Origin of the sequence: uncultured Maricaulis sp., assembly GCF_963975345.1 — a bacterium.
Classification (GTDB): Bacteria; Pseudomonadota; Alphaproteobacteria; order Caulobacterales; family Maricaulaceae; genus Maricaulis.
In genome coordinates this window covers 41,623-63,258 of record NZ_CAXBGE010000014.1, presented here as the reverse complement: position 1 = coordinate 63,258, position 21,636 = coordinate 41,623, and the positions used below count along the sequence as shown (strand labels likewise).

Annotated in this window: 20 protein-coding genes; 14 read left to right on the top strand and 6 right to left on the bottom strand. The window is 61.7% G+C overall.

Going from position 1 to position 21,636, the window contains the following annotated elements; translation table 11 throughout:
* Positions 1 to 56 precede the first annotated feature (56 nt).
* Together AAC029_RS14510 and AAC029_RS14505 are read right to left on the bottom strand one after the other, a co-directional pair.
* Entirely contained in the window at positions 57 to 578 is a 522-nt protein-coding gene (locus AAC029_RS14510; RefSeq protein ID WP_339749246.1) for a hypothetical protein, read from the bottom strand.
* A gap of 305 nt (positions 579 to 883) precedes the next feature.
* Positions 884 to 2,176, bottom strand: coding sequence for an MFS transporter (locus AAC029_RS14505; RefSeq protein ID WP_339749244.1), 1,293 nt, complete (start codon positions 2,174 to 2,176; stop codon positions 884 to 886).
* A gap of 207 nt (positions 2,177 to 2,383) precedes the next feature.
* Here AAC029_RS14505 and AAC029_RS14500 point away from each other — a divergent pair, with 207 nt between their 5' ends.
* Positions 2,384 to 4,201 (top strand): ATP-binding protein, encoded by a 1,818-nt coding sequence (locus tag AAC029_RS14500; protein ID WP_339749242.1) that lies wholly within the window; start codon positions 2,384 to 2,386, stop codon positions 4,199 to 4,201.
* Between the two features lie 12 nt (positions 4,202 to 4,213).
* Here AAC029_RS14500 and AAC029_RS14495 read toward each other — a convergent pair whose 3' ends face one another.
* Both AAC029_RS14495 and AAC029_RS14490 read right to left on the bottom strand, forming a co-directional pair.
* On the bottom strand, positions 4,214 to 5,764 hold the full coding sequence (locus AAC029_RS14495) for an acetolactate synthase large subunit (RefSeq protein ID WP_339749239.1): 1,551 nt from the start codon (positions 5,762 to 5,764) through the stop codon (positions 4,214 to 4,216).
* A gap of 25 nt (positions 5,765 to 5,789) precedes the next feature.
* The gene (locus tag AAC029_RS14490) at positions 5,790 to 6,938 is read right to left on the bottom strand and encodes an alpha-hydroxy acid oxidase (protein WP_339749237.1); all 1,149 of its coding nucleotides are present in this window, start codon (positions 6,936 to 6,938) and stop codon (positions 5,790 to 5,792) included.
* Positions 6,939 to 7,135: 197 nt separating this feature from the next.
* On the opposite strand from AAC029_RS14490, the gene AAC029_RS14485 reads away from it, so the two are divergent.
* From AAC029_RS14485 to ettA, 11 genes are all read left to right on the top strand, one after another.
* Entirely contained in the window at positions 7,136 to 8,035 is a 900-nt protein-coding gene (locus tag AAC029_RS14485; RefSeq protein WP_339749233.1) for a S1/P1 nuclease, read from the top strand.
* A 91-nt stretch (positions 8,036 to 8,126) separates the two neighbouring features.
* Positions 8,127 to 8,987, top strand: a complete 861-nt coding sequence (locus tag AAC029_RS14480) for a transporter (protein WP_339749229.1) — start codon at positions 8,127 to 8,129, stop codon at positions 8,985 to 8,987.
* A gap of 18 nt (positions 8,988 to 9,005) precedes the next feature.
* The gene (locus AAC029_RS14475) at positions 9,006 to 9,323 is read left to right on the top strand and encodes a heavy-metal-associated domain-containing protein (protein WP_339749227.1); all 318 of its coding nucleotides are present in this window, start codon (positions 9,006 to 9,008) and stop codon (positions 9,321 to 9,323) included.
* Positions 9,320 to 9,721, top strand: coding sequence for a hypothetical protein (locus AAC029_RS14470; RefSeq protein ID WP_339749225.1), 402 nt, complete (start codon positions 9,320 to 9,322; stop codon positions 9,719 to 9,721). The genes AAC029_RS14475 and AAC029_RS14470 overlap by 4 nt, the downstream gene beginning before the upstream one ends.
* A 203-nt stretch (positions 9,722 to 9,924) precedes the next feature.
* Positions 9,925 to 10,947, top strand: coding sequence for a hypothetical protein (locus AAC029_RS14465; protein ID WP_339749223.1), 1,023 nt, complete (start codon positions 9,925 to 9,927; stop codon positions 10,945 to 10,947).
* Between the two features lie 93 nt (positions 10,948 to 11,040).
* Positions 11,041 to 11,511, top strand: coding sequence for a GAF domain-containing protein (locus tag AAC029_RS14460; protein ID WP_339749219.1), 471 nt, complete (start codon positions 11,041 to 11,043; stop codon positions 11,509 to 11,511).
* Positions 11,508 to 12,242 carry a SprT family zinc-dependent metalloprotease gene (locus AAC029_RS14455; protein WP_339749216.1) on the top strand — a complete coding sequence of 245 codons (735 nt, stop codon included), beginning with the start codon at positions 11,508 to 11,510 and terminating at the stop codon, positions 12,240 to 12,242. Before AAC029_RS14460 ends, AAC029_RS14455 begins: the two co-directional genes overlap by 4 nt.
* A gap of 90 nt (positions 12,243 to 12,332) precedes the next feature.
* Complete coding sequence (locus AAC029_RS14450; RefSeq protein WP_339749214.1) at positions 12,333 to 12,752, top strand: hypothetical protein; 420 nt, start codon at positions 12,333 to 12,335, stop codon at positions 12,750 to 12,752.
* 44 nt (positions 12,753 to 12,796) lie between these two features.
* A complete protein-coding gene (trxC, locus tag AAC029_RS14445) occupies positions 12,797 to 13,237 on the top strand; it encodes a thioredoxin TrxC (protein ID WP_339749212.1) in 441 nt (146 codons plus the stop codon).
* A gap of 178 nt (positions 13,238 to 13,415) precedes the next feature.
* Positions 13,416 to 14,135, top strand: a complete 720-nt coding sequence (locus tag AAC029_RS14440; protein ID WP_339749209.1) for a hypothetical protein — start codon at positions 13,416 to 13,418, stop codon at positions 14,133 to 14,135.
* Between the two features lie 322 nt (positions 14,136 to 14,457).
* A complete protein-coding gene (gene ettA, locus AAC029_RS14435) occupies positions 14,458 to 16,125 on the top strand; it encodes an energy-dependent translational throttle protein EttA (protein WP_339749206.1) in 1,668 nt (555 codons plus the stop codon).
* Between the two features lie 55 nt (positions 16,126 to 16,180).
* Here the strand turns inward: ettA and AAC029_RS14430 are convergent, their stop codons facing one another.
* On the bottom strand, positions 16,181 to 17,449 hold the full coding sequence (locus AAC029_RS14430) for a D-amino acid dehydrogenase (RefSeq protein WP_339749203.1): 1,269 nt from the start codon (positions 17,447 to 17,449) through the stop codon (positions 16,181 to 16,183).
* Positions 17,450 to 17,544: 95 nt separating this feature from the next.
* Here AAC029_RS14430 and AAC029_RS14425 point away from each other — a divergent pair, with 95 nt between their 5' ends.
* Positions 17,545 to 18,486 carry a metalloregulator ArsR/SmtB family transcription factor gene (locus AAC029_RS14425; RefSeq protein WP_339749201.1) on the top strand — a complete coding sequence of 314 codons (942 nt, stop codon included), beginning with the start codon at positions 17,545 to 17,547 and terminating at the stop codon, positions 18,484 to 18,486.
* Between the two features lie 113 nt (positions 18,487 to 18,599).
* Positions 18,600 to 20,024 carry a 30S ribosomal protein S6--L-glutamate ligase gene (gene rimK, locus AAC029_RS14420; protein WP_339749199.1) on the top strand — a complete coding sequence of 475 codons (1,425 nt, stop codon included), beginning with the start codon at positions 18,600 to 18,602 and terminating at the stop codon, positions 20,022 to 20,024.
* A gap of 760 nt (positions 20,025 to 20,784) precedes the next feature.
* Here rimK and AAC029_RS14415 read toward each other — a convergent pair.
* Positions 20,785 to 21,522, bottom strand: coding sequence for an ankyrin repeat domain-containing protein (locus AAC029_RS14415; RefSeq protein ID WP_339749197.1), 738 nt, complete (start codon positions 21,520 to 21,522; stop codon positions 20,785 to 20,787).
* Positions 21,523 to 21,636 lie beyond the last annotated feature (114 nt).

Genomic DNA, 21,636 nt, shown 5'->3' with positions numbered 1-21,636 from the left:
CCTGACATCAGGGTAAGCTGGGCTGACCTACGGCTCTATTCGCAAAAACCGGTCGGCTAGTAGCGGCCGCCGGCGCGGCGCTTGGTTTCCGGTGCGGCGCCACCATTGGTCGCCAGCAGGTGTTTGGCGATCGCTTCGACGATCTTGAGATCGCAATCTTCGTCGGCATTGACGTAGAGATTGCCGCCCAGGATGGCAGCGGCGGAAGCGGGAGCTTCAATCGCGGTCGTGGTGTGGTCGGACAGCAAGGCGGCGCTGCCGGTGAGGGCAATGACGGGCTTGTCGGCGGCCAGGAAGAGCTTGATCAGCGCGTGGGCGCTGGCGTCGAGCAGCGTGGCGCCTTCGAGCAGGACCAGGGCTTCATAATCACTGGCATCCAACTCGGTCGTCGTTTCCGTGATCGCGAAATTGAGTTCGGACGGGCCATTATAGCCGCGCAGTGCGGCTTGTTGGTCGGAGACAAGCGTCAGGCGCCGATTATGGCGTCCGAAGGTTTCCGAGGCGTCCTGCAATTGCTGGATGTTGACTTTTTCGGCGGCGAAAGCGGCGATGCGGTTGGGGCGTTGGCCATGATTCATAGGGGGGTGAGTCTCCTCGTGACGGTTGAGTCCGATAGGTGGAATGAGTGGGAATTCAGTCGAATTTAATAAAGAAATTGCCCAAAAAGGCAAGAGATACAGGTGTGTTTAAAATGACTCTGGCTCTAAAAATTAGAAACAAATTCGATATTTATTGCCATTTTCCTCATGAATTCAGCAGCCGTCTGCAAAACTCGATTTCAAGGCGGACGGTTTGTTCAGTTCAGATTTGACGAATGTTTTATTCGCCCCGAGCTGCACACGGTCTGTTGCGACACAGCTACCGCGCCGGCGACCGGGGATCATCAGCCGGACGTTTCCGTATCGGCGTCCTCATCGCCATCACTCATCGGGTTAAGGTCGGCGGCGGCCAAGCTGGTGGCCAGGCTTGGCGAGAATTCGCCCTTATCGAAATCGGCCACCTGAGCGGTGCCAACGCGGCGATACAGCATCGCCAGGGCGAGGACGAATAATCCGATCGCGGCAAACATGAAGAGCGAGCCTGAACCCGCCGCACTCATCACACCGCCGGCGAGCGCGGGGCCGATCATCGAGCCGGTCGCCCAGATCATCAAGATACCTGACATCATGTTCGTGGCCTCGCCCTGGCCGGCGCGATCGGCAGCATGGGCAACGGCGACGCCATAATAGGACAGGGATCCGGCGCCCCAGATCCCGGCGAGCACGAAGACAACAGACAAGGGCAGATGCATGGCGAAAATGGCCAGCAAGACAGCGGCGACGCCGCTGACGCTCGCCAGCGCGGCAATCACGACGCGCCGGTCGACATTGTCGGAGATCACCCCGGCCGGCCATTGGGACAACACCGCGCCGCCAATCATGGCCGCATTGAACATCGCTGCCATCGTTGCCGCCGAGCCGGGCGAGAGGTCGGCGACAAACAGGGCGTAGAGCTGCAGCACGGCCCCGTTGACGATGCCGGCAATGAAGGCGGCGATCACGGCGGAGGGCGCGGTTTTCCACAATCGCAGCGGTCCAAACGGTTCCGCGCTGGGCAGGGGCGGTTCGGCCCGCCGCGTCGCCGAGACGGGGATCAGACTTGCCGTGAACAGGGCGCTGACGATCAGGAAGCCGGCCGCGCTGCCTGGACTGACATAGGCGGCCAGAAACGGTCCGGCCATGAAGCCGAGCTTTGAGGTTACCAGGTAGAAGCCGAGCACAGCGCCGCGCCGGGCGGCTGGCGCTGCGCCAGCAATCCAGCTTTCGCCGGAGGCCAACAGGCCGGCGACCGACATCCCGATCAGGGCCTGCATCAGCATCCACCAGGCCGTATGCGTGCTGAGATAAAGCCCGGCGGCGGCCAGTGATCCGCCCGCTGCAAACAAGGCGAACGCCCGGATATGCCCGATCTGGCGAATTTCCGCTGGCGCCATGCGTGCGCCAAGCACGAAGCCAAGCGCGTAACTCGAGGCGATGGCGCCGATTATCAGGGTCGAAGCGCCTTGTGCGATGAGGGTCAGCGGTCCGACAATGGATATTGCCCCGGTCGCCGCCTGGGTCAGCGCCAGCGCGACGACAATGGCCGCAACATTGCGGTATTCGTCGATCATCTTGTCGTCATTGCCCACTGGGGTCATTGCGCTGGGTCCTTCACCGTGCCGTGTTGGTGAACGGGCGCGGCCTGACTGATTGAATATTGGTCTGCCACGAACCGGGGGGCGATCACAATCTCGGACCTGAGCTTTACGCTTCGCCGGTGAGACCAGCCTGAGGCGGTCATGTTTAATTCAACGCACGGAACATTAACCCGTCATGGGGCCTTATCTGTTGCTTGGGTAGGAGATTTGGTCATTTTCTGGAAACGCTTGGACAGGCTGATCGGCATTGCGGCCGAGACCGATTTCGACCGCTTGATCCGGTATCGCGTCGCGCTGGCCTTTACCGTCACAATGGTCGTGACAGCTTTGGTCAATGTCTTCGTGCTGGTTTTGTCCGGCGAGGGGCGCCCCGGCATGGCCGGGCTCGGCCTGGCAGCGGGCCTTGTCTTCGCGGCGATTGGCGTCGTCGGGCTGAAAATTCATCGGCCGAATGTGACAATCGCTCTTGTGCTGGCGGTGACCCTGGCCACCTTGCTGGCGGCGATCTGGGGCAATCGAGGCGGATTTCCACCGTCAATGATCTATCTGCCCGGCATTGCCTTGGGCGTTTACGTCGCTTGGGGTGCTCGCGCTGCCGCACTGTCCGGCGCAGTCATCATCTCGCTTCTGACGGCGGTCGTCATGGCCAGCCAGCACTTGGCGGACACGTCGCTCGACCGGATGTCGCCCGGCTTGGTAGGCGTGTTGGCCATCGTTACCGGCTTCGCCTGCCTGTGGACGGTGTTTCTCGGCTCCACCTTCCGCTCAGCCATGCATGCCGCCAATACTGATCTGGAAGACGCCAATGAACGTTTACAGGGCGCGCTTGCTGCCGCAGAGGCCGCCAATCACTCCAAATCCGAATTTCTCGCCATAATGAGTCATGAAATCCGTACGCCGCTCAATGGTGTGCTGGGCATGACCCGCGTTTTGCAGGGCGAAGGGGGGCTGACCGAACGGCAATCGCACAGCCTCGCCGTGATCAATGACTCGGGCGAAAACTTGCTGGAACTTCTCAACGATATTCTCGACATGTCGAAAATAGAGGCCGATGCGGTGGCGATTGAGGAAATCGAGCTGAATCTTGTGGAACTCGCCGCGAGCGTCACAGGCCACTGGCGGCTGCAGGCTGAAGCCAGAGGGCTGCCGCTCGCCTTTGCTGAGCATGACGTTACCGCTCCGATCGTGTTCGGCGATTCCCTTCGGATTCGGCAGATCCTCAATAATCTGCTCGGCAATGCCGTCAAATTCACCAGTGTCGGACAGATCTCCGTTGAACTGTCCCAGCGCACCGCTGACGCCGGCAACCGGATCGAGACCCGATTGACAGTGAGTGATAGTGGCGAGGGCATCGCTGACGACAAGCTCGCGACGATTTTCAATGCCTTCAGCCAAGCCGACAGTTCGACGACGCGCAAATATGGCGGCACCGGTCTGGGGTTGGCGATTTGCCGCAAGTTGGCCGATCAGATGGGCGGCCGGATCAGTGTCGAGAGCGAGGCCGGGATCGGCTCGCGCTTCACCTTTTCGTTTAGCGCCCGCCCGGGAAGCGGCTCGATGGAGGCGGTGGTTGAGCCGGAGATGCCGCCGCTCCGGCCGGGCAGGCCAATCTCGATTCTGGCGGTTGATGATGTCAAAACCAACCAGCTGGTGCTGGCCGCAATGCTGCGCCAGTCCGTGCTTGGCGAGACTGTCGCGATCGATTGCGCCAGTAGCGGGGTCGAAGCCATCACGATGAGCCTGGTCAAGGCCTATGATGTCATCCTGATGGACATCCAGATGCCGGAAATGGATGGTTATATGGCGCTTCGCCAGCTGCGTGAAAATCCGGCGACCAGACTGGTGCCGGTTATCGCTGTCACAGCCCTGACCTCGGAGCTTGATCGCCGCACGCTCGCCGAGGCCGGCTTTTGTGATTACCTCGCAAAGCCGATCGAAGTGGCTGCGCTGCGCCGCGTATTGGTCCGGCAGTTGGAACCCGGCCAGGCTGAGCCCATCCATCGACTGGCGGCTGGCGGGCGATAGAGCCAGCGTCAGTCAGATTTCCGCGACAATCATCTGCGGGCCGCCAGCCTTGATCGCTGCGGCCAGCGCGGCATCGAATTCACCGGCCGTGCGGGCGCGGCAGCCGGGCACCCCAAATCCTTCGGCCAGCTTGACCCAGTCCAGTTTCGGATTGTCGAGCGAGAGCATTTGCTGCGCCGCCGGACCCGGCTCGCCAGCGCCAACGCGGGCGAGTTCGAAATTGAGCACGAGATAGGAATGATTGGCGAACACGATATTGATCACGTTCAACTTCTCACGCGCCTGCGTCCACAGGGCCTGAAGCGTGTAAGCCGCCGCGCCATCGCCGCACAGGGCGAAGACCTGCCGCTCCGGACAGGCCAGCGCCGCGCCGACCCCTTGTGGCATGCCTGAGCCGATCGCGCCGCCAGTCAGGCACAGCCAGTCATGTTTCGGGCCGTTATCCGTCCATGGAAAGACGCCCATTCCCGAGGTCGTAGCGTCATCGCACAGGACTGAATCCTCCGGCATGTGGCGCGCCATGGAGATGCCGACATAACCGGGATTGAGCGGTTCGTCGGGGAAGAGTTTCGGCATTTGCGCCCGCTGCGGCGCTGCGACGGCCTCGGCCGGGCCAAGCCGGTCGGCGAGCGCCGCCATCGCTGCGATGATGTCGTCTGCGGGTCCGCCGAGTGTGACGATGGGCACGCCCTCGGGTGCGAATTCGCCGGGCTCGGCGGGATAGGCGAAGAAGGCGACCGGCGCCTTGGTGCCGGCAATCAATAGCAGGTCGCAATCGGCCAATTCCTTGATCGCTTCGCCGCCCAGATAACTCAGGCGTTTCGGTGAGATGCGGCCGTGGCCACGCGCGATGCGCGGCACGAATGTATCCATGAACAGCCGCGCCCCACTGGCGGTGGCGATGTGCGCTGCGGCTTCCAGACCGGCTTCCAGACAGGCCTCATTGCCGAGGAAAAGGATGGGCGATTTCGCTGCCGTCAGCGCCGCCGCCGCAGCGTCGATCACCGCATCTTCCACCGGGTTCAAACCCGGCATCGCGACGGCCTCGATCACGTCAGGTTCTTGGTCGGACCACGCGCAATCGGCAGGCAGGATCAGGCTGGCGACGCCGCGTTCTGGTCCGTAGGACTGGCGCACGGCTTCAACCGCCATGGTCGATAGTTCGTATGCGAGGTTCACCTTGCCGACCCAACGCGACATCGGCGCGCAAACGCTGGCGACATCGCTGGTTAGTGGTGCGTCGAGGGCGGCATGGGCGATGGCGTGGTCGCCGACGATATTGACGACGGGCGCGAAGGCGCGGCGCGCATTGTGCAGGTTGGCGAGGCCATTGCCGACGCCGGGACCGAGATGCAGCAGGGTGCAGGCCGGCTTGCGGGCCATGCGCGCATAGCCGTCGGCGGCGCCTGTTGCGACGCCTTCAAACAGGCACAGTACGGATTTCATGCCCTCGACGCGGTCGAGCGCCGCGACCATGTGCATTTCTGAGGTCCCCGGATTGGTGAAACAGAGCTCGACGCCCTGATTGATCAGGGTGCGGACCAGGCTTTCGGCAGCAAACATGGCGGGGCTCTTTCGGGTGAGAGGGTCAGAGAGGCGGGCGGCGGACGAAATCGGGACCCAAATCATCGAGGCGGGTTACCCCGGTCAGGGCCAGGTCGCGTTGCAGGCTGGTGGTGAGAAATTCCAGGGCGCGGTTGACGCCGGCTTCACCGGCTGCGCCGAGCCCGTAAAGATAGGGCCGGCCGATCGCAACGGCGCGGGCACCGAGTGCCAGCGCCTTGATGATGTCGGTGCCACGCCGGATGCCGCCATCGAGAACAATTTCGGCCTGGCGTCCGACGGCATCGACGATAGCGGGCAGGGCATCGATCGTCGCGGTCGAGCCGTCGAGCTGGCGGCCGCCATGATTGGAGACCCAGACCGCATCGGCACCGATATCGACGCAGCGCCGCGCATCATCGGGCCGGACGATGCCCTTGATTGCAAACGGACCGCTCCAGACCTGCTTCATCCAGCGCGCATCATCCCAGCTGACGGTCTGGTCGAACTGGCGATTGATATAGCCCATGATCCCGTCGCCTTCCGGATTGTCGTCGGCAAAATTGGCCGGCGTGATCTTTGGCGTCGTCAGCATGTCGAACAGATAGCCGGGGCGGGCCAGCACTTGGGCGATTGTCTTGGGATTGATCTTTGGCGGCACGGTGAAAGCATTCCGCAGGTCGCGCTCGCGATTGCCGGCGACGGGCACGTCTACGGTCAGAATCAGGCCGGTATAGCCCGCCGCCTTGGCGCGCTCGAGCGAGGCTTCGACAATGGCGCGATCCTTCCAGACATACATCTGGAACCATTTCGGCCCGGTCGTCTCTGCAGCGATGGTTTCGATCGAGGTCGAGCCGAGCGTCGAGAGGCAATAGATCAGCCCGCTGGCAGCGGCGGCGCGCGCCACGGCGGTTTCGCCGCCGCGCGGATGAAAGAGGCGCTGGGCTGCCGTCGGGGTGACGATGATCGGCGCGGCGCAGGGCGAGCCCATCACGTTCGTCGTCATGTCGATGCTGGAGATATCGACCAAGGCTTTCCAGTTGAGCGCATAGGCGTCAAAGCGCGAGCAATTGGCCCGCAGCGTCACCTCGTCATCGGCACCGCCATCGATATAGTCGAACACCATGCGTGGCAGACGCTTTTTCGCGAGGGTGCGCAAATCGTCGATATTGTGGACGGAATTGAGACCGGTCATGGGGCGAGCCTTGCCTGCACTGTGTGTGTGGTCAAGCGGCGGATTGGCGCAGGCCCTGTCGCCGTGTCGAAATTGAAATCACCGGTTTCAATCATGGGCAACGCCCGCCTTGCATAGTGGAGATGTGTCGTGCGCTGACCTAGACACATTCACGATACAGGCGGCGGGCGGCCGCGCAATCTTCAGGGCGGTCTCCGATGTCATTTCTGCGTATTCTCGTGGCGGGCGGCCTTGCGGCTGTCATGCTCAGTTCGTCCCCGGCACTCGCTTACGGACGCGACGGCCACCGCATCGTTTGCGACCTGGCTTATCGCTATCTCAGCGACGAAGCCCGCACTGAAGTGGACCGCCTGATCGCGCTCGATCCGGAGTTCGAGAATTTCCGCGATGCCTGTTCCTGGGCGGACGCGGTGCGCGCCACCATCCATCCCGAGACGGCACCTTGGCATTACATCAATCAGCGCCGTGACGATCCGCATGTTGACGCCGAGGACTGCGCTGAGGACGGCTGCATCACCTCTGCCATAAACCTGCACGCCGGCATTTTCCTCGACCGCGCCCGCAGCGATGGCGAACGTCTTGAGGCACTCAAATTTCTCGCCCACTGGATGGGCGATATCCATCAGCCGCTGCATGTCTCGATCGAGGGTGATCGCGGCGGCAATGATATCGAGGTGCTGTGGCGTGGCGAACGGCACACCAATCTGCACCGGGTCTGGGATAGCGAGATCATCCTCGACTATATGAGTGAGCAATGGGGCTGGGCGCCCGAGGCCGACCGCTGGTCCTATTTTGCTGACGAATTGGCCTCGGAAATTCCGCTCAACGGTGTTGAGATTTTTACGCCACTCGACCCGATCGCTTGGGCGCAGGAAAGCCAGGACATCGTGCGCTCGCGCGATTTTGCATATTATTGGGCCAGCGCCGACCATGCGCTCGCGCCGGGCGAGGCCTATTATCAGCGCGGCCTGCGCATCAGTCGCCAGCAATTGAAACAGGGCGGGGTGCGCCTCGCCGGCCTGCTCAATGAACTCGTCGCCGAACGCCGCGTCGCCGGGCTGGGCGGGGGACCAGCGGCGTCGGCACTGGACGACTAGCGTTTTATCAACAAAACCGTTGCCCGCTTTTGTTGCAAACACTCCAAGCGTAATACTGGCCGGGAAGCCGCCGGAACCCGAGGAGCGCGAGATGAGTCCAATACATCGCCTTGGCTTGCTGGGCTTGGCCTGCGCGTTGACCGCAGGCATCTCTACCGGTGCTTTCGCCGTGCCGATCACAAGCAATACCGCGCTGCCGGTCAGCGAAGGCGAAATCATCCTGCGCGAACAACTGATATTTTCCCGGGCCTCCGACAGTCTGGCCGGAATATCGCGTGAACTGACTGTGACCAGTTCAGTGTCGGTGATTGGCTATGGCCTGTCCCCGCGGCTCGCTGTCTTTGGCGTGGTTCCGGTTATCGACCGCGAATTGCGCGTTGGCAGCTCGTCGAGCGCAGCGTCCGGGCTTGCCGATGCCAAGGCCTTTGCACGCTACGAAGTATTTCGCCGCGATGGCCCCGGCAGAACGCTGCGTCTCGCCTCATTTGCCGGCGTGACAATTCCAACCGGCCGGACAGGAGAGACTGGGGATGGCTCGACCGATCTCTTCGGCGGGCTTGTGCTCACCTCCGCCCACACCGACTGGAGCTTTGACGGGCAGGTGGAGTTTGTGCGGAACGGCGAGGCGGGCGGATTCCAACGCGGCGATAGCGTCAGTCTGGACGCGTCAGTGCAATACCGGATTTCGCCACGTCACATCGATGTCGGGACGCGCGGATTCTTATACGGCGTACTCGAAGCCAATCTCACCCATGCTGACGGGAACAGGATTGTGAACATTGTTGATCCCAATTCCGGCGGCACGACCCTGTGGATCACACCCGGCGTGCAGTATGCTGCGAGGCGCTGGATCGCCGAGGCGGCCGTCCGCATTCCCGCGGCGACGCAATTGAACGGCACGGCGCTGGAACCGGATTATGCCCTGATCACCAGCCTGCGGCTGAACTTCTGACGGCAAGGAGCCATAACGATGATTGTCACGACGATATATGCCGCGCTGGCACTCGCACAGACCCCGCCTGTCGGGCATCAGATCCAGTATGATATCCGTGTGGACGGCATCACCTGCCCGTTCTGCTTCGCCACGTCCAAAGATGCGCTGGAGACGATCGAGGGTGTCTCGCGAGTTGTGGGCGATCTGGAGACAGGCACGATCAGCGTTTGCGCAGACGAAAGTGTCGTGCTGACCGATGACGAGCTGCGCGATCTCTTCCGCTCCAAGGGTTTCACTTTTCGCACCGCGACGCGTTCGGAGACGTGCGTGATCGAAGAACCGGCGAGCGAATGACGGTCCTGCCGCCGCCAGCGCGGCCGTGGGGCTGGTTCGTGCTCTTCGCCTCGACGACGACCCTGCTTTGTTGCGCCCTGCCCATCCTGTTGGTTTTTCTCGGGCTGGGTGCGGTATCCGCGACGCTGTTCGCAAGTCTGCCTTTTCTGGTCACGCTCTCGCATTACAAACTCTATCTCTTCATTGGCAGTGGGGTGCTGCTCGCCGCCGCGTCGTGGGCAAGATTTCGCCCGGGCCGGCAGTGCCCGGCCGATCCGGAATTGGCGGCCCGGTGCGCCGCAGCGGACCGTTGGAACCTTTGGCTCTTGGTCGGGTCGTTCGCAATCTGGACCATTGGTCTTACGGCAGCCTATCTCTCATTGCCGATGCTCAATCTTTACCAGTCTCTTTTTGGCTAACGGCGCGCCCGCTGACCCGCATCGCGGGTCTCCAACCCGATGTTGGTCAACTCAAACGCATGACGAGCCGCGATTTCGGCCATGTCCGCGTTCCTCCGGGATTTCGCCGGGGGGGCGTCTTGGCGCTTGCCGCACCGCATTCAGAATGGTTAACATGATCCCTCGCAGCGCCTTGATCGGTGCTGCAACCTCCGGGGGGAGTGGTGTTGGACTTTACGGATCAGACTGTACTCATTGGCGTCGGGATGGCGGCACTCATTCTTGTGCTGCTGATCGTGATCGTCGTGATGTTTGTGTCGCGCCGGCAACACGTCTCCGACGAGCAGCAGGTCGCCAAGCTGCGCCGCAAACGGGTGGCGCGTTATGAGGATGCCAAGCGCGATTACGACAAGTTCCGCAAAAAGGTTGAGACGGCCAACACGCTACTGATCGAGTTCATTCACGATCTCGGCGATGAATTCATCGGCCGCGACAGCGCCCAGCAACAGATTGTGTTCGACGAGGCCTTCGAGGCGGTTGCCTCGATCCGCCAGGCCAATCCAAGATCGAAAATCGTGGTTGTGCTGCATACGCTGGGTGGTTATGCGCGGCCGGCGCACATGATCGCGCTGGCGCTGAAACAACATATCAAACAGGCCAAACACAGCTCGAAGCGTGACCCGCATGTCACCGCCTATGTGCCCTATGTTGCGATGTCAGGCGGCGCGATGATCGCGTTGGCGGCGGAAAAAGTTGTGATGGACCCGACCGCCTCGCTTGGCCCGATCGACACGATTTACGGCGGCTTCCCGACCGAGACCTATCGCGACCTGCTCGACAAGAAGGGCCCGCTGGCAACCCAGGACGTGCTGGTGATGCTCGCGCATGAGGCGGAGAAATACGACCGCTATGCGGATCGCATCGCCCGCGAAATTGTCCACACCAATCACAAGGACGCGAATAAGGACCCCAATTTCCTTGCCGATTACCTCTCCTCTGGTGAACTGTCGCACAGCGAAGCGATTTCGCCGGACGCAGCGGCAAAACTCGGTATGAACATCGCGACCAAAATTCCGGCCGATATTTACGGCCTGGTCGATGCCCGCATCCGGATGATCCATACCCGGCTGGAATTTGAAGAGCGCCGCAGCGCCAATCCCGACAGTGCGCCGGCCGAGGGCGACGATGCGGAGAAGTCAATCGACCATCTGATCCGGGAAAGCTTGCGCGGCGGGATCCGCCTCTGAACCGAACCCTGATCCGGGCAGGCGGCTGTAGTTGAGACTTGAACCGGTGCGGCGGGCACCCGATTTAGTTGGCTCCAGCCAAGGATGACCGCCATGAATGACAAGGCAGCGCTTTATGCCGATGTCCGCAAGCAGATCGCTTCGGTCATTGCCGGCGAAACCAGTGTGACAGCGCGCTATGCGTCGGCCGCCTGCCTGTTGCGCGAGGCCTTCGGGACGCGGTTCTTCTGGACCGGCTTCTATGTCGTCGACTCGCTCAAACCCACCGAACTCGTGGTTGGCCCCTATCAGGGCACGTTGGGCTGTCTGCGCATCCCGATCGGTCGGGGTGTTTGCGGCGCTGCTGCCGCGAGTGGCCAGACCCAGCTGGTCACCGATGTCAACGCCTTCCCCGGTCATATCGCCTGTGACAGCCGCTCGAATTCGGAGATCGTCGTGCCGGTTTTCGACCGCGATGGCGGCCTGGCCGCCGTGCTTGATATCGACTCGACGCAGCTCGGTGCCTTTGATCTGGAGGACCAGGCCGGCCTTGAGGCGATCTGCGGCGATCTGCTGACGCTGTGACGCAGAGCCACTCGCTTCTGCTTGGCGGGCAGGTTGTGCCCTATCGCCTGCAGCGCAGCGCGCGACGGACGATCGGTTTCGGGATCAGTCATGACGGGCTGACGGTGACGGCACCGGCGCATGTCAGCCTGCGTGAAATTGAAGGCGCGCTGCAGGAAAAATCGCATTGGATTTTGAGCAAGCTGGCGGCTTGGGCCGCGCGGCCGCAAAGGCGCGAACTGGCGTTCGAGACCGGCGAGGTTTTGCCCTGGCTGGGCGGCGAACTGGTCTTGCGTGTCGAGCCGCGCGGCATTCGCACGACATTGCGGCGCGAGGGCGAGCGGGTGTTGGTGACAGTCGATCCGGAGGCGACCGGCGCGCTGCGCCGGCGGGCGATTAGCGCCGCGCTGATCAGGCACTACAAGCGCGAAGGTGAGCGTTTCATGACGCCGCGGGTCGAAGCGTTCGCGGCGCAGCTTGACCGCCCGGTGCGAAAGGTCGTCATCCGCGACCAGAAGCGTCGCTGGGGCTCGTGCGCGCCGGACGGGACGATTCGGCTCAACTGGCGATTGATGGGTTTTCCCGAGGCGCTGGTTGACTATGTCTGCGCTCACGAGGCGGCGCATCTGGTCGAGGCCAATCATTCTGCGGCTTTTTGGCGCACGGTTGAGCGAGTGATGCCGGATTGGTGTTTGCACCGCGATGCCATGCGGCGCGATGCCGATCTGTGGGTTTGGACCCACGGGGCGTGAACACGGAAACGTCAACGAAGATCGGCTGACCCCGCTTGATTCCCAATTTGTTAGTTGAAACAACTAGAATGGGAGCAGAGGGATTCGCATATGTCGGATGATTTTTCCTATACGCTTGATGTGACGTCAAATGATCGTGTGCTCTCGATCCAGCTTCATGGCGGTTGCCATCTGGATGCCTCGATTGTTTCGCTAAAAGCCTTGGCGCAAACCCTGGTGAACAATCCGCTCAAGGGGGTGCTGATCGACTATAGCGCTTACGATCTGACGTTCGAGATGGAAGAATTTGCGCAGATCGCCGACGTATATTGCACCGAATTCCCGGCCGGCTTCCCGGTCGCCTTTGTCTATAATCAGGCCCAGGTCGCGCGGGCGATTTATATGACGCGCCGCCTGGAAGAAACTGGCCGGCCGAGCCGGGCCTTCGACGCAGCCCCTGCCGCGATGGAGTGGCTTGAAACGCAAATGCCGGGCGCGGAGACGTCATCCGCAGCGGATACCGGCAGCTAGCGGCGTCGCCGACCTTGCACCAGCTGTACGGGACTGAACTGGCCATGACCGACACGCTCCACATCATCTGCCCGGCCTGTCAGGCCAAGAACCGCATCCCGACGGCCAAGCTCTCCGCTGGGCCGACCTGCGGCGTATGCAAGGCGCCGCTGTTTCCGGAGGCGCCGTTCGAGCTCGATGAAGTCAGGCTTAACAAGCATTTGCGCAATGACGAAGTGCCGCTCTTGGTGGATTTCTGGGCGCCCTGGTGCGGTCCCTGCAAGATGATGGGGCCGATGTTCGCGGACGCATCCAGGCAGATGTCGCCAAGGGTGCGCTTTGCCAAGCTCAATACCGAGCAGCACCAGAGCGTCGGCGCCCGCTTCCAGATCCGCGGCATTCCGCTGATCATCCTGTTTAGCAAGGGCAAGGATGTTGCCCGCCATGCCGGCGCCATCAATGCCGACCAGATCGTCAGCTGGCTGCGGCAGAATTTGAAGGGCTAGGTGGCTATCGGGGCGGGCTGGTGCGTGTCCCGACTTGCGTCGCGTGTCCGACGGGCTCGGTGATCGCGGTGCGGACGCCGAAATCGAAGCCGGTGATCATCCGGCCCCATGACAGCGACGAGCAAACACTGCTAGCGTTCAGGCGATTGCGGCGGCGGGCCTGCTGCAGGGGGGAAACATGATTTTGCGGCGTCTCACATTGCATTTTCGCGAGCAAAACTGGTTTGCCGTGGTGCTCGACCTCCTGATCGTGGTGTTGGGTGTTTTTCTCGGCTTCCAAGTCACGCTTTGGCAAGGCGCGCTGGCGGAACGCGAACGCGAGGGCATGTTGCTCGAGCGGCTCGGCGAGGATTTGCTGGCGCTGCAGCAGGTCAATGAGCGGGTGGCGGGGCAGCGGGACGCGATGAATGCGCAATTCGATCGCACAATCGAGTTTATCCGCGACCCAGGCTCGCTGGAGGCGAGTCCCGAAGCCTGGCGTGAGATGATCTCGCCGGTCTTGGGCTATCCAGACCCGGTGACTGAATTTGCGATCTATGACGAGATCAAGTCGACCGCCGGATTCTCCCTGCTCAGTGATGACGAGCTGCGGCACGAGTTGAGTGGTTTCGGCCAGTGGCTCGATAATTCGAAGCTGGCATTGGGCGTGAGTGGGGACTCCTATGGCAGTGCCTGGGAGCGAATTTACCGGCATTTGGTCACGGCACAGGAATTCCCCGACCTGGTCGCGGCAATGTCGCTCGAACAGCGCGCGACGTTGATGGCGGACGTCCAGATGATGCGCACTCTAGCCTTTTTCGCGTCCTCCAAGGCGGCGGACATCGGCCTGCGGGCGGGGGAGTTGATTGCCCTGCTCCCCGAGGCAGCGCAGCCGCACCAACCGGCAGAACCGGATTAGCCTTCGCGCGCCGCCGGATGGTCACCCGGGACATGGTCCTGTTTCAAAGCAACAGGTCCGTGTCCCGCTTCGCGTGGAGCGCGATCACGTAACCAAGTCGGGACACGGACCGGCAAAGCTGGACCATGTCCCGGGCGCGCCGTGATTATCTGGCTTGCCGCCATGGCAATCGCGCCAGCCCGGCCCTATCTACAAACCAACACCCAATCCGCCGGATACTCCCCCATCTGACCTCATGCGCTGCAGCCGCGTTGCCCAATGCGCGCCGGTCAGTTAAAGGGAGCCCAGCTTTTACCCCCTTTACTGAAGAGACCGTCCGCCCATGTCCGCCTATCAATACGTCTATCATATGGACAAGCTGTCCAAGACCTATCCCGGTGCCTCCAAGCCCGTGTTCGAGAACTTGTCGCTGCATTTTCTGCCGGACGCCAAGATCGGTGTCGTTGGCGTCAATGGTTCGGGTAAGTCAACCCTGCTGAAAATCATGGCCGGCATGGATACCGAATTCGGCGGCGAGTCCTGGGCTGAGAAGGGCGTCAAGGTCGGATATCTGGCGCAGGAGCCACATCTCGACGATAGCAAAACCGTCTGGGAAAACGTGATTGAAGGCTCGGCGGCCAAGAAGCTGATCGATGATTTCAATGCCGTCTCGATGAAGCTCGCGGAAGACTATTCCGAAGAGCTGATGGAAGAGATGAATACGCTGCAGGAAAAAATCGACGCCGCCGACGCTTGGGACATTGATTCCAAGATCGAAATGGCGATGGACGCGCTGCGTTGCGCGCCGGCCGATTGGGGCGTCAAGGATCTCTCCGGTGGTGAACGCCGCCGCGTGGCCCTGTGCCGTCTGCTGCTGTCCGAGCCGCACATGCTGCTGCTCGATGAGCCAACCAACCATCTCGACGCCGAATCCGTGGCCTGGCTGCAGCACTATCTCGAGAAATTTGCCGGCGCCGTACTGGTTGTGACCCACGACCGCTATTTCCTCGACTCGATCACCACCTGGACGCTCGAGCTCGATCGTGGCCGCGGCGTGCCCTATGAGGGCGGCTATTCGTCCTGGCTGGAACAAAAGACCAAGCGCATGGGCCAGGAAGGCCGCGAGAAATCCGCCAAGGAGCGCGCACTCGCTCGTGAGCTGGACTGGATCCGCTCCTCGCCGAAAGCGCGCCAGGCCAAGTCCAAGGCGCGTATCCGCTCCTATGAGCAATTGCGCGAGACGGCCGAACGGGCCGATGTATCGCACGCCACGATCAACATCCCGCCAGGTCCGCGCCTTGGCGGTGTTGTGGTTGAAGTCGAGGCCCTGAAAAAGGGTTATGGCGACAAACTGCTGATCGACGGACTCGAATTCAAACTGCCGCCGGGCGGCGTGGTTGGCGTGATCGGCCCCAATGGTGCCGGTAAGTCGACCCTGTTCCGGATGATTATCGGCCAGGAAACGCCTGATGAAGGCTCGATCCGGCTCGGCGAAACCGTCAAGCTGGGCTATGTTGACCAGTCACGCGACAAGCTCGATCCGAAGAAAACCGTCTGGGAGGAAGTCTCCGAGGGCAATGACATTCTAACGCTCGGCAATCGCGAAGTGCCAAGCCGCGCTTATGTCGGGGCCTTCAATTTCAAGGGTGGCGACCAGCAGAAGAAAGTCGGCCTGCTCTCCGGCGGCGAGCGCAATCGCGTCCACCTCGCCAAGATGCTGAAAGAGGGCGGCAATCTTCTCCTCCTCGATGAGCCAACCAATGATCTCGACGTCGAAACCCTCTCGGCGCTTGAAGAAGCGCTGGAAATGTATCCCGGCTGCGCCGTGGTCATCTCCCACGACCGCTTCTTCCTCGACCGCATCGCCACCCACATCCTCGCCTTTGAAGGCGATAGCCATGTGGAATGGTTTGAAGGTTCCTTCTCCGATTATCTCGAAGACAAAAAGCGCCGCCTCGGCGCCGACGCGGACATCCCGCACCGGATCAAATTCCAGAAATTCGGCCGGTAGTCTTCGTCAAATCACAAGCCATCAAGGCCCGGTGCTTGCGCCGGGCCTTTTTGTATCAGATCCGGTTCGCCGCAAACGGCGCCGGATCGACGGGCGGCGTTTCGTGATCAATCAGGGCGGCGAGCAGTCCGGCTGAGCCCATTGCCTGGGTCCAGCCGAGATGACCGTGGCCGGTGGTCAGCCACAGGCCCTTGGCGCGGGTTTCGCCGATGAAGGGGCGGCCATCGGCGCTCATTGGCCTAAAACCGGTCCAGGCGTTGATCTCGCCGGCCAGCAATTGGTCGGCAAATTCAGGATAGAGGGCGCGCACCAGGGATTTGAGATTTTCCACTCGCTCGGGCCGCAATTGTTTGTCATTGCCGGCGATCTCGGCTGTGCCGGCGATCCGTAGACGGTCGCCCATCGGCGTGACGATGGCATGCAGGGCCTCATCAAACACCGGCACGCCGGGACGGGCATTGAGACCGGTCATGTCGAGAGTGAGGGAATAGCCCTTTACCGGCCGCACCGGCAGATGCAGGCCCAGCGGTTTCATGAGCCTCCAGGCGGTATGCCCGGCGGCGATGATGATGGTGTCGGCCTCGATCTCCTCGGTCTCGGTGCGCACGCCGATCACCTGCCCGCCGCGCTCCATCAGTTCGGTGACGCGCGTATTCCATTCGAAGCTCACCCCGGCCGCCTCTGCCGCGGCGGCCAGACCGGCGGTAAAGCGGTGGGCATCGCCGGACTCATCGTCGGGATAATGGATCGAGCCGGCAATCTGATCGGCGATGGCGGCGAGTTGCGGTTCCAACTCCAGCGTCGCGGCGCGGTCGAGGACGCGGTAATTGAGGCCCAGCGGCACCAGCTTGTCGGCGGCGAGGATCGAAGCCTCGATGCCGGCTTGGCTGCGACAGATCTTCAGCGTGCCGCGTTTGAGATTGTCGAATTTGAGCCCGAGTTCATCGCGCACGGCCTGGGTCGCGGCGAGGCTGTAGCGCGAGAGGCCAAAATTGGCCTGGCTCGCCGCGGCATGGCGCGCATGGGTCGAATTGCGCAGGAAGCGCAGGCCCCAGCCTATCAGGCCGGGCAGGGGCGCCAGACGCAATTTCATCGCCGCCTTGGGGTCAAACAGCGAGGCGATCAATTGCCCGGCGACGCCGGGCTGATTCCACGGCTCCGGCTCAGACGGGGTCAGTGCGCCGGCATTGGCGAAACTGGTCTCCAGCGCCGGCCCGGCCAAGGCGTCGAGCACTGTCACTGAATGGCCGTTGCGGGCGAGTGTCCAGGCGGCGCAAACTCCGGCCAGCCCGGCACCGATAATGATGATCTCGCGGCGTTTCACATTGCGCTCCAGGGGGTCGGCGACATGCTGCCTTTGAACTTCCTCGCGATGCAGATAAAAGCAAGGGACATTCCGCACTTACAGGCAAGAATTTCATGGATGCACTGGTCACACAGCTTAAGGCGATCGCCGAACCGACCCGGCTGAGGGTGGTCTCGCTCTTGTCGCGCGGCGAATTGACCGTGTCGGAACTGGTGCATGTGCTCGGTCAGAGCCAGCCACGCGTCAGCCGCCATCTCAAACTGTTGAGCGATGCACGCCTGGCCGAACGTCTGCCGGAGGGCGCCTATGTCTTTTATCGCCTGACTGAGTCGGGCGGTGGCCGCCGCGTGGCGGAAATCCTCGGTGAGCTTTTACCCGATGATGACCCGGTTCTGACGCGCGATATCGCCCGGCTTGAATCGATCAAACAGGCACGCGCCCTGGCGGCGCAGACCTATTTCGAGAGCGTCGCCGAGGATTGGGACCGGATCCGCCGCCTGCACTTGGCCGATGCCGAGGTCGAGGCGGCGATGCGCAAACTGGCCGGACCGGGTCCGTTCGATCTGATGATCGATGTCGGGGTCGGCACGGGCCGCGTGCTTGAACTCTTCGCCGACCGGGTCAAGCGGGGCATTGGCGTCGATATCAATCACTCCATGCTCAATGTCGCCCGCCTCAACCTGGCCAATGCCGGCCTGACCAATTGTTCGGTGCGCCATGCCGATGTCGGCGCCTTGCCGTTCGAGAATGGCGCCGCCGACCTGGTCACCGTGCACCAGGTTCTCCACTATCTCGACGACCCGGCCGGCGCTGTCGCCGAATGCGGCCGCCTGCTCAAACCCGGTGGCCATCTCCTGATCGTCGACTTCGCGCCGCACCAGCTGGAAACCCTGCGCGAGGACCATTATCACCGCCGCCTCGGCTTCTCCGATGAGGAGATGCAAGCCTGGATCGAAGGTGCCGGCCTCAAACTGGCGCACCAGACCTCGCTGCATCCCGACGAGCCGAGCGGGCAGTTGACGATGAAGATCTGGGTGGCGGTTCCCAGCGAATAGCACACGGAACACGCACCTGCCCGTTCGGGCAGAAGCATGTCCCGTTGGCGCTTGGCTCCCTCCGCCATTCTGCTAAGACGACCGGGCATTTCGCGGATATCATTGAGAGACCAATGGACAAGACATTCCAGCTCGGTTGGGAAGAATGGGCGGCGTTTCCCAAGCTGGGGCTGCCGGCGGTGCGGGCCAAGGTGGATACCGGGGCGCGGACATCGGCTTTGCATGCGGTCTCGGTTGAGCCCTTCGGGCCGCTCGACAAGCCGCAGGTGCGTTTCATCATGCACCCGGTGCCCGACAAGCCGGAGATCGAGGTCGTCTGTTCCGCTTCTGCGGTCGACCGGCGTGAGGTGACGTCGTCGAATGGCGAGCGTGAATTGCGCTGGGTGATCGAGACGCCGATGAAGATTGGTGACCGGACCTGGCCGGTTGAGCTCACCCTGACCAATCGCGAATCCATGACCTATCGCATGCTGCTCGGGCGTCAGGCGATTGGCGAGGATATGGTGGTCAATCCGGGCCAGTCCTGCGCCCAAGGGTCGCTATCCTACGAGCTCTACAAGGATTTTCCGCGCCGCCGCCCCGTCAAGCGGCCCTTGCGCGTCGCGATCCTGACGCGCGAGCCGAATAATTATTCCTCGCAGCGGCTGAAGGATGCCGCCGAGACGCGCGGCCATGTCGTCGAGATGATCAATACGGCGCGCTGCACCCTGGCGCTCGATGCCGCTGATCCGCGGGTGTATTATGATGGCAAGCCGCTGCCGGCCTATGACGCGATCATTCCGCGCATCGGGGCCAGCATGACCGGTTATGGCATGGCGGTGCTGCGCCAGTTCAACATGATGGGGGCCTATTGCCTCAATGCGCCCGAAGCGATCGGGGCCTCGCGCGACAAGCTGTATGCGCACCAGGTGCTGGCGCGTGAGGGCATTGCGATGCCGGTGACGGCCTTTGCCCATTCGCCCAAGGACACCCAGAACCTGATCGACCATGTCGGCGGCGCCCCGCTGGTGGTCAAGCTGTTGCAGAGCACGCAAGGGCGCGGCGTCGTGTTGGCCGAGACCAAGAAGGCGGCGGAATCGGTGATCGATGCCTTTCGCGGCCTCGAGGCCAATTTCATCGTCCAGGAATTCGTCAAGGAAGCCGATGGCGCCGATATCCGTTGCTTCATCGTCGGCGGCAAGGTGGTCGCGACGATGATGCGTCAGGGCGCGCCGGGCGAGTTTCGCTCCAATTTGCATCGCGGCGGTTCGGCGACCAAGGCCAAGGTGAGCAAGGACGAACGCCTCTCCGCGCTGCGGGCCGCCAAGGCGCTCGGCCTCGCGGTCGCCGGTGTGGATTTGCTGCGATCCTCGGTGGGGCCGAAAATCCTGGAGGTCAATTCCTCGCCCGGCCTGGAGGGCGTTGAGCGCACATCGGGCAAGGATGTCGCCGGCATGATCGTGGAATATATCGAAGACCATGTCCGCCCGATCGCCCGCAAGACGGTGCGGCGGAAAAAGGCGGTGGCATCGAAGCCGGCGGCGGACACCGCGTCCTGATTGCCAAAATTGGAATCGGTTTGGAGCGGGCTGCTACTACTACAATGACTATGGCGAAGCGGGCCGCGCCCTGATGCCGGATGAGCGGACCCCGTCCGGCGGGGTTTCTGTTCGGGCCAACGATGTCAAAGAGCGGTGTTGGGAGGAGTATAGCCCGGCCGGGCGGGGGGCGGATAAGCGCGGGGCCCGGGGGTGGAACCTCAATCGACCCTGTAGGTGCCGGCCAACATTTTTTGTGGAGGGAGATAAGTTCCCCGACAAACCACCACAAAGCGTCATTCCAGCGCAGGCTGGAACCCAGCTCATAGAGCGTAAGGCTCTGATGGGTTGGCGCTTATGGGATTCACGATGGCGTGTGAATCTGGGTTCCAGCCTGCGCTGGAATGACGCTTGTTTGTGCGTTTGGTGATGGAAAAGGCGCGGATACACACCCCAAACCGCACATCACCTTACCCCGGAGGAGCGAATGCCAGGGAAATAGTTTTTTGATTTTATTCAAAAAAAATGGCCCGAGCGGCCAGACCCCGCCCTGAAAACCATGCCGGGATCCGGCCGGACTGGACTTGTCTCGTCAAGGGCGCGAAGCGCCGCTGCGCGGTCATGACCCTTGACGAGACAAGTCCAGTCTGGCGCTCTGCCTGGCAAGGATTTCGGGGAGGGCTTTGGCCGGCGCGGGCTGGGGGCGGGGTTGGAAGTTCGATCAATCCTATGGATGCTTGGCTGGAGGAAATGGGTGCTTGGCACCATTTGTTTCTAGGTCTCAACCCGCCTTGGGACATTCGACCTCTGCAATAAGCTCCAAGACCCGCGCTCGAAATGGGATCTGCCGAGACAATGGTGAAATCGCGCGAGCGTTGATCAAGCCGTCAACTGTCGACGTTCCATTCTCCGAAATTCTCACGTCGCACCGGCTTAGTGGTTCGGCCCGAACAATCTCGAGTGCCAGATCATACTGGCCGAAGGCGATTGCTCGCATGAGAGGGGTGCGCCCTCCACCGCTGCGCGCGCGCAAGTTGGCCCCTTGCTCAATCATGAAAGTAAGTGCCGGGAGCTTGTTCAGGTTGCTCGACCCCAGGACGTTAAAAATCGGGAAGCTGTCGAGATGATTGCTCGGATTGGGCAAATTCACATCACCCCCAGCTTCAATGAGGACGGCCAGAAGTTCAGGATCCGCCCTTTCCGCCGCAAAATACATCAATGAATAGCCAGCATCGGATTGCAGATTGGGGTTGGCACCGTTCGCAAGCGCATACTCCAGAACCTCGACCGAAGCCCCGTGATTCAGCCTTAAATACCAGATTGCAGGTGTTATTCCGTCGTTTCCTGCATAATTAAGGTCGGCTCCAGCATCGATCGCGCGATCAGCTTCAGACAGATCGCCTGAATCGAGCGCTCGAATCAACGAAGTATTGACAACGTCAAATTCCACGAAGTCGTGTTCTGATTTGCAACACATCAACAACACGACCAAAGGGAGCACAAGTAGCAGTTTCAACATTTAATCCCCGTCTGTTTGGCAAACGTCAGATGTCGGCCCACGGAGAATTGTTCTCCAAAAAGCAGGGACAATCACCAATTTATCTGTGAACAAATCCCGCACAAGTTGTTTGTG

Coding starts and splice junctions, on each gene's coding strand:
- AAC029_RS14490 (WP_339749237.1), bottom strand. CDS start 6,938: ATGACCGGTCTCAATTCCGTCCACAATATCGACGATTTGCGCACCCTC.
- AAC029_RS14510 (WP_339749246.1), bottom strand. CDS start 578: ATGAATCATGGCCAACGCCCCAACCGCATCGCCGCTTTCGCCGCCGAA.
- ettA (WP_339749206.1), top strand. CDS start 14,458: ATGTCCGCCTATCAATACGTCTATCATATGGACAAGCTGTCCAAGACC.
- AAC029_RS14440 (WP_339749209.1), top strand. CDS start 13,416: ATGATTTTGCGGCGTCTCACATTGCATTTTCGCGAGCAAAACTGGTTT.
- AAC029_RS14485 (WP_339749233.1), top strand. CDS start 7,136: ATGTCATTTCTGCGTATTCTCGTGGCGGGCGGCCTTGCGGCTGTCATG.
- AAC029_RS14425 (WP_339749201.1), top strand. CDS start 17,545: ATGGATGCACTGGTCACACAGCTTAAGGCGATCGCCGAACCGACCCGG.
- trxC (WP_339749212.1), top strand. CDS start 12,797: ATGACCGACACGCTCCACATCATCTGCCCGGCCTGTCAGGCCAAGAAC.
- AAC029_RS14450 (WP_339749214.1), top strand. CDS start 12,333: ATGTCGGATGATTTTTCCTATACGCTTGATGTGACGTCAAATGATCGT.
- rimK (WP_339749199.1), top strand. CDS start 18,600: ATGGACAAGACATTCCAGCTCGGTTGGGAAGAATGGGCGGCGTTTCCC.
- AAC029_RS14475 (WP_339749227.1), top strand. CDS start 9,006: ATGATTGTCACGACGATATATGCCGCGCTGGCACTCGCACAGACCCCG.
- AAC029_RS14480 (WP_339749229.1), top strand. CDS start 8,127: ATGAGTCCAATACATCGCCTTGGCTTGCTGGGCTTGGCCTGCGCGTTG.
- AAC029_RS14460 (WP_339749219.1), top strand. CDS start 11,041: ATGAATGACAAGGCAGCGCTTTATGCCGATGTCCGCAAGCAGATCGCT.
- AAC029_RS14415 (WP_339749197.1), bottom strand. CDS start 21,522: ATGTTGAAACTGCTACTTGTGCTCCCTTTGGTCGTGTTGTTGATGTGT.
- AAC029_RS14505 (WP_339749244.1), bottom strand. CDS start 2,176: ATGACCCCAGTGGGCAATGACGACAAGATGATCGACGAATACCGCAAT.
- AAC029_RS14495 (WP_339749239.1), bottom strand. CDS start 5,764: ATGTTTGCTGCCGAAAGCCTGGTCCGCACCCTGATCAATCAGGGCGTC.
- AAC029_RS14470 (WP_339749225.1), top strand. CDS start 9,320: ATGACGGTCCTGCCGCCGCCAGCGCGGCCGTGGGGCTGGTTCGTGCTC.